We start from the raw sequence: 12,955 nt of genomic DNA, 5'->3' as shown, positions 1-12,955 counted from the left end.
TTTCTCTGCGCCGCGCAAAAAACGCTCGTGGTGAGCGCCGACTAATCGGCGAACAGCGTCTCCCGACTTTCACCCATCAACAGACCCTGATTCTGCTCGGTGACCGCGCGGATGTAATCCCACAACAGGGTGATCCGCTTGAGCTTGCGCAGGTCCTCTCGGCAGTACATCCAGAACTGGCGGGTGATGTTGATCTCTTGCGGCAACACCGGCAGTAACCGTGGATCCTGGGCCGCCAGGAAGCACGGCAGAATCGCCAGCGACCGGCCTTGCTGCGCGGCCACGAATTGCGCGATCACACTGGTGCTGCGCAGATTGGCACTGGCGCCCGGCAACACATTCGCCAGATACAACAGCTCCGAGCTGAACGCCAGATCGTCGACGTAACTAATGAATGAATGTTTACCCAAATCTGCCGGGCGGCGGATGGGTGGATGCTTGTCGAGATAATCCTGAGTCGCGTAGAGCTGCAATCGGTAGTCGCAGAGTTTGCAGCAGACGTACGGGCCATGCTCCGGGCGCTCCAGGGCAATGACGATGTCGGCCTCGCGCTTGGACAGGCTGATGAAGTGCGGTAACGGCAGGATGTCCACGGAGATCGCCGGGTAAGCATCGACGAAATGGCTCAGTTGCGGGGTGATGAAAAAACTGCCGAAGCCTTCGGTGCAGCCCATTCGCACATGCCCGGATAACGCCACGCCAGAGCCCGAAACCTGTTCGCAAGCCATGTGCAGCGTGCTTTCAATCGACTCGGCGTAACCGAGCAACCGCTGGCCTTCGGCGGTCAGGACAAAACCGCTGGTCCGGGATTTTTCGAACAGCAAAGTCCCCAGCGCCGCTTCCAGCGAGCTGATTCGCCGCGACACGGTGGTGTAATCGACTGCCAGGCGCTTGGCCGCGGTGCTGGCCTTGCGGGTGCGGGCGACTTCAAGGAAAAACTTGAGGTCATCCCAGTTCAACGAGCCTAACGACGTGATGTTTTTTTGCATGATGGACCGGCTTTTATGTGCGTTCTTATTAGAAGTTTGCACATCTATACTCCAAAAACAGTCCGACAACCAATTCGCGACACACGCCTCATCTCAAGGCGACTTTCCCGCCTTGGCTCCCAAGATAGCTCTCTAAATAAGAACAACGTCCCGGAGACCCAACATGAACGCATCGCTCACGCCAAACGAAACCACTGTCCAAACGGTAAAGCTGTTGATCGACGGCGAGTGGGTCGAGTCTCAGACCACCGAGTGGCACGACATCGTCAACCCGGCGACCCAGCAAGTGCTGGCGAAAGTACCGTTCGCAACCGCGCAGGAAGTCGATGCCGCGATCAGCGCCGCCCATCGCGCCTTCCAGACCTGGAAGCTGACGCCGATCGGTGCGCGGATGCGCATCATGCTCAAGCTCCAGGCGTTGATCCGCGAACACTCCAAGCGCATCGCCGTGGTGCTCAGCAACGAGCAAGGCAAAACCATCGCCGACGCTGAAGGCGATATCTTCCGCGGCCTGGAAGTGGTCGAACACGCCTGTTCCATCGGCAGCCTGCAAATGGGCGAGTTCGCCGAGAACGTCGCTGGCGGCGTCGATACCTACACCCTGCGTCAGCCAATCGGCGTCTGCGCCGGCATCACCCCGTTCAACTTCCCGGCGATGATTCCGCTGTGGATGTTCCCGATGGCCATCGCCTGCGGCAACACCTTCGTGCTCAAGCCGTCCGAACAGGACCCGATGTCGACCATGTTGCTGGTGGAACTGGCGATCGAGGCCGGCGTTCCAGCGGGCGTGCTTAACGTCGTTCATGGCGGCAAGGATGTGGTAGACGCGCTTTGCACACATACAGACATCAAGGCTGTTTCCTTTGTCGGTTCGACCGCCGTCGGCACTCACGTCTACGACCTGGCCGGCAAACACGGCAAACGCGTGCAATCGATGATGGGTGCGAAGAACCATGCCGTGGTGCTGCCGGATGCCAATCGCGTACAAGCGCTCAATGCGCTGGTGGGTGCTGGTTTCGGTGCCGCCGGGCAACGCTGCATGGCCACGTCCGTGGTGGTGCTGGTGGGCGCGGCCAAGCAATGGCTGCCAGACCTGAAAGCACTGGCACAGAAACTCACAGTGAATGCCGGCAGCGAGCCGGGCACTGATGTGGGTCCGGTGATTTCCAAACGTGCGAAGGCACGGATTCTTGATTTGATCGAAAGCGGCATCAAGGAAGGCGCCAAGCTTGAGCTGGATGGTCGCGACGTTACCGTTCCAGGCTTCGAAAAAGGCAACTTTGTCGGCCCGACCCTGTTCTCCGGCGTGAAACCCGAGATGCAGATCTACACCCAGGAAATCTTCGGTCCGGTGCTGGTGGTGCTGGAAGTCGATACCCTCGATGAAGCCATCGCACTGGTCAACGCCAACCCGTTCGGCAACGGCACGGGTCTGTTCACTCAAAGCGGGGCGGCGGCGCGTAAATTCCAGACGGAAATCGACGTCGGCCAGGTCGGCATCAACATCCCGATTCCGGTGCCGGTTCCGTTCTTCAGCTTCACCGGTTCGCGCGGGTCCAAACTCGGCGACCTCGGTCCGTATGGCAAGCAAGTGGTGCAGTTCTACACTCAGACCAAGACTGTCACCAGTCGCTGGTTCGATGACGACAGCGTCAACGACGGTGTGAACACCACCATCAACTTGCGTTAAGGAGCCGGACATGAAAATCGCTTTTGTAGGTCTCGGCAACATGGGCGCGCCGATGGCGCGCAACCTGATCAAGGCAGGTCATGCACTGAGGCTGGTCGACCTGAACAAAACCGTTCTGGCAGAGCTGGAGCAACTGGGTGGCAGCATCAGCGCTTCGGCACGTGAAGCCGCGCAAGGTGCAGAGCTGGTGATCACCATGCTGCCAGCCGCTGTGCATGTGCGCAGCGTGTGGCTGGGTGAAGACGGCGTGCTCGCAGGTATCGCCAAGGGCGTGCCGGCAGTGGATTGCAGTACCATCGATCCGCAGACGGCGCGGGATGTTGCTGCGGCGGCAGCCAAGCAAGGCGTAACCATGGCGGATGCACCGGTCTCTGGCGGTACCGGCGGTGCAGCTGCCGGGACCCTGACCTTTATGGTCGGTGCCACCCCTGAATTGTTCGCCACCCTGCAACCGGTACTGGCGCAGATGGGCCGCAACATCGTCCATTGCGGCGAAGTCGGCACCGGGCAAATCGCCAAGATCTGCAACAACCTGCTGCTGGCGATCTCCATGGTCGGCGTTAGCGAAGCGATGGCGTTGGGTGATGCGCTCGGCATTGACACAACGGTGTTGGCCGGGATCATCAACAGTTCGACCGGCCGTTGCTGGAGTTCGGAGATGTACAACCCGTGGCCGGGTATCGTCGAAACGGCGCCGGCCTCGCGTGGCTATACCGGTGGTTTCGGTGCCGAACTGATGCTCAAGGATTTGGGGCTGGCCACTGAAGCGGCACGTCAGGCGCACCAACCGGTGGTACTCGGCGCGGTGGCCCAGCAGTTGTATCAAGCGATGAGCCAGCGTGGGGAAGGTGGCAAGGACTTCTCGGCGATCATCAACAGCTATCGCAAACCCCAATAAAGGGTTTTTCCGGGAACCCGCGTCGGGCGGGTTCCCGGTTTTTTGCATCAGGCAAACACGAAATACTTGCGCACGGTTTCAACCACTTCCCACGTGCCTTTCATCCCCGGCTCAATGACGAAAATATCACCGGCACGCAAATGGATCGGCTCCTTTCCCTCAGGGGTGATGATGCAGTACCCCTCGCGGAAATCGCAGTATTCCCACTTCACATATTCCACATACCACTTGCCCGGTGTGCAGATCCAAGTGCCCATGATCTTGCTGCCGTCTTCGCTGGTGTAGGCGTTGAGGTTGACGGTGTGCGGGTCTCCTTCGAGTTTTTCCCATTTGCAGGCGTCGAGTACCGGCAGCGGGTGAGTATCGCGAAGAACGGTAATAGGTGCGGTCATGTGGACTCCGGGGCAGTGGACGAGAGAACTGAAGTCGCACCCTATAGCGCCCGCCCACCGGTCAGTTGTCTGTGCTCGACATTGAGCTGTCCAGAAACGCGCATTGCCCTCAAAGACTTTTCAGCGGGCAGTCGAATCGGCTCTGTTCGAGGCTGGCTTCGAACTCGATCAGTTGAGAGTGTTGCTGCGACAGTACGGCGATCCGCTCGCTGATGTCCTGCTTCTTGGCGGCGATAACCTGATGTGCCAGTTCCCACGGCATTTGCGGTCCTTGATGTCCGGCGAAGATCGACTGCAATTCCTTGAGCCTGAAACCCAGCTGTTGAGCGCACTTGATGAAGATCAGCAGATCGACACTTTGCTGGTCATAAACACGGTACTTTCCCAAACGTTGAGCGGCAGGCAACAGGCCGATCGATTCGTAATGGCGGATGCTCTTGATCGTCGTGCCGGAGCGTTGCGCGGCTTGGCCGATGTACATGGAAAGTCCCTTTTTTGCCGTGGTAAAGCCCGGTGCATTGTCGGCAGACTCAGCGGCTGGCGATAGCCTGGGCTTGCAGTAACCAGGCTTCTCGCTGGCCGGCACTGGCGCCGAGAATCGGGCCAAACGTGAGCGTGCGCTTGGGTTCAATGCCGCAGAAGGCCAGGGTGGTTTTGCGGATCTGATGCAGTCCGGGCATGCGATAAACCCAGCGGTAGTACCAGGGGGGCGTGTCCATGGTCACCAGCAAATGGGCGCTGCGACCGTGCAGGAGTTTGTCGGGAAAGGCTTTGCCTGCGCGGTATTTGAAAGCGAAACCCGGCAGGAACACCCGATCGAAAAAACCCTTGAGCAACGCCGGAACTCCGCCCCACCAGATCGGATAAACCAGCGTCAGGTGCTCGGCCCACATAATGTCAGCCTGGGCGCGGCGCAAGTCGGCCTCCAGCGGCTGGACCTGTTGATAACCTTCACGCAGCACCGGGTCAAAGTCCATTCTGCCCAGATACAACTGGCGCACCTCATGCCCGGCGCGCAACGCCGACTGTGCGTAACGCTCGGCGAGTGCGCCGCAGAAACTGTCGCTGGACGGATGACCGAGAATCACCAGAATTCGTTTGCCCATGGTCCCTGTCCTTGAAGATGAAACCTCAAGGGTAAAGTCTGCCCCTCAGGGGAGAGTCAAGGCGTACAGCAAGGCCTTGGCATAACGGGGCAGCGCCGCAAAGTCTTGGGCACAGAGCAGGAGTTTGCGTTGGGCCCAGGTTTCTTGCAGGACGAGGCGCTTGAAGGATTGTTCACCGCGCCAACGCTCAACCGCCGCGAGGGGCAGGATCGCCAGTCCCGCGCCCCGAGCAACCATGCGCATCACGCCATCAAAACCGTCGGCGCGGATGCGAATTTTCAGGCGTACACCTGCGTGCAGTGCCTGTTCTTCGAGGTACACCGCCAACGCGCTGTTGGCGTTCAGACCGACGTAGTCGTGGTGCAAGGTGTCGTTAAAGCTTAAAGATTCGATGTCGGCCAAAGGATGGTCGCGGGGTAGGATCAGTACCAGCGGATCGTCACAAAAAGCGCGGGTCTGTAGGCCATCGGTGTCCACGGCGTCGGACACGATACCCAGGTCTGCCGCACCTTGGCGCAGGGCGTGGGTGATGCGTGCACTGGGCAGTTCTTGCAGGTCGATGTCGAGATTGGGGTGGTCGTGCAGAAAGTCCGCGAGCAACTCCGGCAGGTATTCGGTAATCGCTGTGGTGTTGCACAAAAGTCGCACCTGACCTTTGACGCCTTTAGCGTATTCGGCCAGATCCTGCTGCATGCGTTCAGCCTGTTGCAGCAGGAGCCGGGCGTGTTGCGCCAACGCTTTTCCGGCCGGGGTCGGCGTAACACCGCGACGACCGCGTTCCAGAAACTCGGTCCCCAATGAAACTTCCATAGCGCGGATGCGCGCACTCGCCGCCGCCAGGGACAAATGGCTGCGAGCCGCGCCGGCAGTGATGTTGCCGCTGTCGAGGATGTTCAGATAGAGGCGCAGGTCAGTCAGGTCGAAGTGCATGTTGTGTCCCAAGATCATTCCCACGCTCCCGCGTGGGAATGCCTCACTGGACGCTCCGCGTCCGCTTCGGCATGTGACGCGGAGCGTCACGGGTTGCATTCCCACGCAGAGCGTGGGAACGATCAGTGCCTCTTGTCTGGCAAGAGGCTGCCTCAGTATATGGCAGATTTCCATACCGCCAATCCGGGCTCAGGATAGCGCCATGAATACACTCGCCGTGTTCTATCAAAACCTCGGTCTAGCCCTGTCAGTGATGGTCATCGCCACTTTCCTGCTGGCCGGCATGATCAAAGGTGTTATAGGTCTCGGATTGCCAACCATTGCCATGGGTTTGCTCGGTCTGGCTATGGCTCCGTCGCAGGCTGCCGCGCTGCTGATCATCCCCGCGACGCTCACAAATGTCTGGCAACTGGCATTCGGCGGGCATTTGCGTGACTTGATCAAACGGTTGTGGCCGATGTTGTTGGCGATTTTCATCGGCACCGGGGCCGGCACATTGTGGATCGGCATGGCCGGTGGTCATTGGGTCGTACGGGGGTTGGGCGCTGCCCTGTTGCTCTATGCGTTGAGCGGTTTGTTCCTGCCGACCTTGCGTGTCGGCAGTCACACCGAACGTTGGCTCGGTCCACTTTGCGGCGTGTTGACGGGCGTCATCACCTCGGCCACCGGCGTCTTCGTGATTCCGGCAGTGCCTTATCTGCAAGCGCTGGGCTTGAGTAAAGATGAACTGGTGCAGGCGCTGGGTCTGTCGTTCACGGTTTCGACCCTGGCCTTGGCCGCCGGCCTGTTATGGCGCGGCGCGCTGGGCGGTGGCGAGTTAAGTGCGTCGTTGCTGGCGCTGATCCCTGCGGTGCTCGGCCTGTTGCTGGGGCAATGGCTGCGCCAGCGGATCAGCGCCGTGCTGTTCAAACGCGTGTTCTTCATCGGCCTCGGCGTGCTTGGCGGCCACTTGCTGATCAGCGGGTAGCCGGGTCTTCGCGTGCAGGATGAAGCCTTGCATTTCACTCATCAGAACTCTCCTCAAGTCAAAATCGGCACAAGTGTATGGCAACAATCGCTTGGCGATTCGTGCGTATGGCTCAAATGAATTTTGTGAATCCAGCGCTTATTCCGCGCGAGGCAGATCGCTAAGCTGCCGCCATCGAATGCCAACCTTCTGAGACTTCTCATGAAAAAAGTTCTGTTGCTCAATGGCGGTAAAAAATTTGCCCACTCCGATGGCCGCTACAACGCGACCCTGCATGAAGCCGCTCTGAGCGTGCTGGATCGTAGCGGTGTCGACGTGAAAGCCACCTTCATCGACGAGGGTTACGACGTCGCCGAAGAAGTCGCCAAATTCCTTTGGGCCGACGTGATCATTTATCAGATGCCCGGCTGGTGGATGGGCGCGCCCTGGACCGTGAAAAAGTACATCGACGAAGTCTTCACCGAGGGCCATGGCAGCCTCTACGCCAGCGACGGCCGCACCCGTTCCGATACCTCGCAAAAGTATGGCAGCGGCGGCCTGTTGCAAGGTAAGCAGTACATGCTTTCGCTGACCTGGAACGCCCCACAGCAAGCCTTCGACGACCCGACCGACTTCTTCGAAGCCAAAGGTGTGGACGCGGTGTACTTCCCGTTCCACAAGGCCAACACCTTCCTCGGCATGACCGGCTTGCCAACATTCCTGTGCGTTGATGTGATGAAGCGTCCAAATGTCGAAGCCGATGTGGCGCGCTATGAGCAGCATTTGACCGAGGTGTTCGGCCTGCCGGCGTAAGGTTCCTTTTGCCCCGCATCCAGCTACTATCAAGCCAGTTTTGAATGAGGGGCATCCGTGAAAGCCAGATCCGACGAGTTGCAGATTTTCGTCTGCGTGATTGAATGCGGGTCGATTTCGGCTGCGGCCGAGCAGGTCGGGCAAACGCCTTCGGCGGTCAGCCGCACGTTGTCGCGGCTGGAGGCGAAACTCGATACCACGCTGATCAACCGCACCACGCGGCGCATGGACCTGACCGAGGAGGGCAAGTACTTCTTCGAGCACGCCAAGCTGATTCTCGATCAGATGGACGAGCTCGAAGAACGTCTGAGCTCACGCCAACAAACCCCATCCGGGCGTCTGCGCATCAACGCTGCCTCGCCGTTCATGTTGCACGCTATCGTGCCCTACATCGATGAGTTCCGCCGGCTCTATCCGGACATCCAATTGGAACTCAACAGCAACGATCTGATCATCGATTTGCTGGAGCAAAGCACCGACATCGCCATCCGTATCGGCACCCTGGCCGACTCGACGCTGCATGCCCGCTCGTTGGGATGCAGTCCGCTGCACATCGTCGCCAGCCCGGCTTATCTTGAACAACACGGCGTACCGGCTGAAGTGGCGGATTTGTCCGGGCACACGCTGCTGGGCTTTACCCAGAACGAAGGCCTCAACCAATGGCCGCTGCGCTACGTCCACGGTGATCGTTGGCCGATTCAGGCTTCAATCAGCGCGTCCAGCGGCGAGACGATCAGGCACTTGGCTCTGGAAGGACAAGGCATTGCTTGTCTGTCGCATTTCATGACCATCGAAGACATTCGCGCCGGCCGTTTGCAGGTGCTGCTGGCGGATTTCAACAGCGGCTATCGCCAGCCGATCAATGCGGTGTACTACCGTAACTCGCAACTTGCGCTGCGGATTCAATGCTTCCTGGACTTCATCCAGGGCAAATTGGCGGCTTATGCGAATGCGGACTTCAAAGGCTGATTTCCCTGTACCTGCTGGCGCTGAGCAAAAACGTACCGGGCGCGGTCTACTTTGTTGAAAGCGGTGAAGCGTCGTTCATCGACATGACCACTGCGATTGCCCAAGTGCTGAACCTGGGTGAGCCACAAGACTGGCCGCTGAAAGAGGCCGAAGCCGAGTGGGGTTATGAAATGGCCAACTATGGCCTGGGCTCCAATAGCCGGGCCGCCCTCAATTCCGTAACATCCGCTCCCTCTTTTCCCGCCTGTATTTTAGGTAAGCCATGAAACCCAAACGTCTGCGCGCCGATACGCTGGCCGGGCTCACCACGTCTTTCGCCCTGCTACCCGAATGCATCGCCTTCGCGCTGGTTGCCCACCTCAATCCGTTGATGGGGCTTTATGGCGCGTTCGTCATTTGCACCTTGACCGCGCTCTTCGGCGGGCGGCCGGGCATGGTGTCCGGCGCCGCCGGATCGATGGCCGTGGTGATCGTCGCGCTGGTGGTGCAGCACGGCGTGCAGTACTTGCTGGCCACCGTGTTGCTGGGTGGGTTGATCATGCTGGCGTTCGGGCTGCTGAAGCTGGGCAAGCTGGTGCGCATGGTGCCGCATCCAGTGATGCTCGGCTTCGTCAACGGCCTGGCGATCATCATTGCCTTGGCGCAATTGGAGCACTTCAAGAGCGGTGACGTCTGGCTCAGCGGCCCATCGCTGTACCTCATGGCAGGGTTGGTTGCCGTGACGATGGCCATCGTCTACTTGCTGCCGCGTTTGACGCGTGCCGTGCCGCCGGCGCTGGTGGCGATTCTGGGCGTTGGTCTGGCGGTGTATCTGCTCGGTCTGCCGACCCGCACCTTGGGCGACATGGCGCACATCGCCGGCGGCTTGCCAACCTTTGCGCTGCCAGAAATCCCTTGGACCCTGGAAACCCTGCGCATCATCGCCCCCTACGCGATATTGATGGCGTTGGTCGGCTTGCTGGAAACCCTGCTGACCCTGAACCTCACCGACGAGATCACCGAGAGCCGTGGCTTCCCGGATCGAGAGTGCGTGGCGCTGGGGGCGGCCAATATGGTCTCCGGTGTATTGGGTGGCATGGGTGGCTGCGCGATGATCGGTCAAACCGTGATTAACCTCAGTTCCGGCGGTCGCGGTCGGCTGTCCGGTGTGGTGGCCGGGGTGATGATCTTGCTGTTCATCCTCTTCCTCTCACCGCTGATCGAGCGCATTCCGCTGGCCGCATTGGTCGGGGTGATGTTCGTGGTGTCGCAGCAGACCTTTGCCTGGGCCTCGCTTCGGGTGGTAAACAAGGTGCCGCTGAACGACGTGTTGGTGATCATCGCGGTAACGGTGATTACGGTGTTCACCGATCTGGCCACTGCCGTGTTGTGCGGGATCATCATTGCGGCGCTCAACTTTGCCTGGCAACAGGCCCGCGAGCTCTATACCGACGCTCAAATCGAAGCCGATGGCAGCAAGCTCTACCACCTGCATGGCACGCTGTTCTTCGCCTCGACTACGCCTTTTCTCAACCAGTTCGACCCCGCCAACGACCCACCCGTAGTGACGATCGATTGTCGCCACCTGAGCTTCGTCGACTACTCGGCGATCGCCGCGTTGAAAACGCTGCGTGAACGCTACGCCAAGGCCGGCAAGCACCTGCGCGTGCTGCACTTGTCCGAACGCTGCAAGAAACTGCTCAAACGCGCTCGCGTGAATCACGACTGATTGATCGTTCCCACGCGCAGCAAAGGAATGCCTCAACAGACGCTCCGCGTTCGCTCTTTGGACGCAGAGCGTCCCTGGCTGCATTCCCACGCAGAGCGGGGGAACGATCAGCGAGAGGGCGATGAAAGTTCCACTATCCAACTTTCATATCCACCGACCCCGCATGCCTCTGTGCGACAACCCTTATCCCTCCACGAAAATTAGTTTCACCTTGTTTGAAAATAACGCCTCGAAATGTTTTATGAGTTTCACAACCCATTCGACGTGACCCTTTCGAGGAGTACCGCATGACACCGTCCTTCGGCTATTGGCTGCTGGTTTACGCCGCCATCGCCATCATCGCGCTGATCGTTCTGATCGCCCGTTACCGACTCAATCCGTTCATTGTCATCACCTTGGTGTCCATCGGCCTGGCGCTGCTGGCGGGGATGCCGCCGTCAGGCGTGGTGGGGGCGTACGAGGCGGGTGTCGGCAAGACGCTGGGCCATATCGCGCTGGTGGTCGCGCTGGGCACGATGCTCGGCAAGATGATGGCCGAGTCCGGCGGTGCCGAGCAGATGGCGCGTACGCTGATCGATCGCTTCGGTGAGAGAAATGCGCACTGGGCGATGGTCTGCATTGCTTTCCTGGTCGGACTGCCGCTGTTCTTCGAGGTCGGTTTTGTACTGTTGGTGCCGATTGCTTTCACCGTGGCGCGGCGCGTGGGCGTGTCGATTCTGATGGTCGGTTTGCCGATGGTTGCCGGACTCTCGGTGGTCCACGCCCTGGTGCCGCCGCACCCGGCGGCGATGCTGGCGGTGCAGGCCTATCAGGCGTCGGTGGGGCAGACCTTGCTCTACGCGATTCTGATCGGGATTCCGACCGCGATCATCGCCGGTCCTCTGTACGCCAAGTTCATCGTGCCGCGCATTCAACTGCCGGCGGAAAACCCGCTGGAGCGTCAGTTCCTCGACCGCGAGCCGCGCGACAGCCTGCCGGGTTTTGGCATCACCATGGCGACCATTCTGTTGCCAGTGGTGCTGATGCTGGTCGGTGGCTGGGCCAATCTGATCTCCACGCCGGGCAGCGGCTTCAATCAGTTTCTGTTGTTCATCGGCAATTCGGTGATCGCCTTGCTGCTGGCGACCTTGCTGAGCTTCTGGACGCTTGGTCTGGCCCAGGGCTTCAACCGAGAATCGATCCTCAAATTCACTAACGAATGCCTGGCACCGACTGCCAGCATCACTTTGCTGGTGGGGGCGGGCGGCGGCTTGAACCGGATTCTGGTGGACGCCGGTGTCACCGACCAAATCGTCAGCCTGGCCCAGGTATTCCACCTGTCGCCGCTGTTGATGGGCTGGCTGTTCGCCGCGCTGATGCGCATCGCCACCGGTTCTGCCACCGTGGCCATGACCACCGCGTCGGGGATCGTCGCGCCGGTGGCCATTGGTCTGGGGTATCCCCATCCAGAGCTGTTGGTGCTGGCGACGGGCGCGGGGTCGGTTATCTTTTCCCACGTCAATGACGGCGGCTTCTGGTTGATCAAGGAATACTTCAACATGACCGTTGCTCAGACCTTCAAGACCTGGACGGTGCTCGAGACCATTATCTCGGTGGTCGCCTTCGGTCTGACCGTGGGTCTTTCTTACCTGATTTAGCCGGAGCCGCTCGCCATGGACATCCTCTACCAGATCCGCGCCCGTCAGGATTCCTTCAGCGCAGGCGAAGGACGTATCGCGCGGCTGATGCTCGACGACGTAGGATTTGCCTCCGCCGCCAGTCTCGATCAACTGGCGCAGAGAGCAGAAGTCAGCACCGCTACGCTGTCGCGTTTTGCTCGTACGGTGGGCTGCCGCGACTTGCGCGATCTTCGCCTGCAACTGGCTCAGGCCAGCGGTGTAGGCAGTCGTTTTTTGGACCCTGCGGGTACGCCCGAGCAGTCGGCGTTTTACGGGCAGATCGTTGGCGATATCGAGTCGACTCTGCGTCAGCATCTGTTGGCGTTCGACGAGTCACGTTTCGCCGACGCGGTGAAGTTGCTGGGCAAGGCGCGGATGATTCACGCCTTCGGCATGGGCGGTTGCTCGACGTTGTGCAGTGATGAATTGCAAGTGCGGCTGGTGCGGTTCGGCTACCCGATTGCGGTGTGCCACGACCCGGTGATGATGCGTGTCACCGCCGCCAGCCTCGATGCCGAACGCGCCGTCATTGCCTGTTCGCTGACCGGCATCACGCCCGAACTGCTCGAGGCCGTCGAACTGGCGCGCAGCTACGGCGCACGAATTCTCGCCATCACCCGGGCCGACTCGCCGCTGGCGCAGTTGGCTGATGTACTGCTGCCGCTGCAAGGCGTCGAAACCTCGTTCATCTACAAACCCACGGCGGCGCGCTACGGCATGTTGCTGGCCATCGACGTGCTCGCCACCGAGCTGGCGCTGGCCAATCCTGAAGACAATCAAGAGCGTCTGCGGCGGATCAAACTCGCCTTGGACGACTACCGCGGCGGCGACGATCACTTGCCGCTGGGAGACTGAC

The 12,955-nt window shown here is 60.0% G+C and carries 13 protein-coding genes and 1 pseudogene; 9 read left to right on the top strand and 5 right to left on the bottom strand.

Annotation, left to right across the window (positions count from 1 at the left end; translation table 11 throughout):
- Positions 1-41: 41 nt before the first annotated feature.
- The gene (locus tag ACYZT0_RS22060) at positions 42-989 is read right to left on the bottom strand and encodes a LysR family transcriptional regulator (protein WP_462042985.1); all 948 of its coding nucleotides are present in this window, start codon (positions 987-989) and stop codon (positions 42-44) included.
- A gap of 163 nt (positions 990-1,152) precedes the next feature.
- Here ACYZT0_RS22060 and ACYZT0_RS22055 point away from each other — a divergent pair, with 163 nt between their 5' ends.
- Positions 1,153-2,679, top strand: a complete 1,527-nt coding sequence (locus tag ACYZT0_RS22055) for a CoA-acylating methylmalonate-semialdehyde dehydrogenase (protein WP_462042984.1) — start codon at positions 1,153-1,155, stop codon at positions 2,677-2,679.
- 10 nt (positions 2,680-2,689) lie between these two features.
- On the top strand, positions 2,690-3,577 hold the full coding sequence (gene mmsB, locus ACYZT0_RS22050) for a 3-hydroxyisobutyrate dehydrogenase (RefSeq protein WP_462042983.1): 888 nt from the start codon (positions 2,690-2,692) through the stop codon (positions 3,575-3,577).
- Positions 3,578-3,624: 47 nt separating this feature from the next.
- Here mmsB and ACYZT0_RS22045 read toward each other — a convergent pair whose 3' ends face one another.
- From ACYZT0_RS22045 to ACYZT0_RS22030, 4 genes are all read right to left on the bottom strand, one after another.
- Complete coding sequence (locus tag ACYZT0_RS22045; protein ID WP_007946320.1) at positions 3,625-3,969, bottom strand: cupin domain-containing protein; 345 nt, start codon at positions 3,967-3,969, stop codon at positions 3,625-3,627.
- Between the two features lie 109 nt (positions 3,970-4,078).
- Positions 4,079-4,450: a MerR family transcriptional regulator gene (locus tag ACYZT0_RS22040; RefSeq protein WP_462042982.1), complete on the bottom strand. Its 372-nt coding sequence runs from the start codon at positions 4,448-4,450 to the stop codon at positions 4,079-4,081.
- A 49-nt stretch (positions 4,451-4,499) separates the two neighbouring features.
- Positions 4,500-5,075 (bottom strand): NAD(P)H-dependent oxidoreductase, encoded by a 576-nt coding sequence (locus ACYZT0_RS22035; protein ID WP_462042981.1) that lies wholly within the window; start codon positions 5,073-5,075, stop codon positions 4,500-4,502.
- Positions 5,076-5,120: 45 nt separating this feature from the next.
- Positions 5,121-6,005 (bottom strand): LysR substrate-binding domain-containing protein, encoded by an 885-nt coding sequence (locus ACYZT0_RS22030; RefSeq protein ID WP_462046619.1) that lies wholly within the window; start codon positions 6,003-6,005, stop codon positions 5,121-5,123.
- A gap of 202 nt (positions 6,006-6,207) precedes the next feature.
- Between ACYZT0_RS22030 and ACYZT0_RS22025 the strand changes: the two genes are divergently transcribed.
- The 7 genes and pseudogenes from ACYZT0_RS22025 (at position 6,208) to ACYZT0_RS21995 (ending at position 12,954) form a co-directional block, all read left to right on the top strand.
- The gene (locus ACYZT0_RS22025) at positions 6,208-6,972 is read left to right on the top strand and encodes a sulfite exporter TauE/SafE family protein (RefSeq protein ID WP_462042980.1); all 765 of its coding nucleotides are present in this window, start codon (positions 6,208-6,210) and stop codon (positions 6,970-6,972) included.
- A 201-nt stretch (positions 6,973-7,173) separates the two neighbouring features.
- Positions 7,174-7,764, top strand: a complete 591-nt coding sequence (locus ACYZT0_RS22020) for an NAD(P)H-dependent oxidoreductase (protein ID WP_462042979.1) — start codon at positions 7,174-7,176, stop codon at positions 7,762-7,764.
- Between the two features lie 57 nt (positions 7,765-7,821).
- Positions 7,822-8,733: a LysR substrate-binding domain-containing protein gene (locus ACYZT0_RS22015; protein ID WP_462042978.1), complete on the top strand. Its 912-nt coding sequence runs from the start codon at positions 7,822-7,824 to the stop codon at positions 8,731-8,733.
- 2 nt (positions 8,734-8,735) lie between these two features.
- Positions 8,736-8,936 (top strand): annotated as a pseudogene (locus tag ACYZT0_RS22010) (NAD-dependent epimerase/dehydratase family protein); the annotation flags it as partial.
- Positions 8,937-8,995: 59 nt separating this feature from the next.
- On the top strand, positions 8,996-10,441 hold the full coding sequence (locus ACYZT0_RS22005) for a SulP family inorganic anion transporter (RefSeq protein ID WP_462042977.1): 1,446 nt from the start codon (positions 8,996-8,998) through the stop codon (positions 10,439-10,441).
- Between the two features lie 287 nt (positions 10,442-10,728).
- The gene (locus tag ACYZT0_RS22000) at positions 10,729-12,078 is read left to right on the top strand and encodes a GntT/GntP/DsdX family permease (protein ID WP_462042976.1); all 1,350 of its coding nucleotides are present in this window, start codon (positions 10,729-10,731) and stop codon (positions 12,076-12,078) included.
- A 15-nt stretch (positions 12,079-12,093) separates the two neighbouring features.
- A complete protein-coding gene (locus ACYZT0_RS21995; RefSeq protein WP_462042975.1) occupies positions 12,094-12,954 on the top strand; it encodes a MurR/RpiR family transcriptional regulator in 861 nt (286 codons plus the stop codon).
- Position 12,955 lies beyond the last annotated feature (1 nt).

Source organism: Pseudomonas sp. ZS1P83, from assembly GCF_054897825.1.
This window is presented reverse-complemented; position numbering and strand designations above follow the sequence as displayed.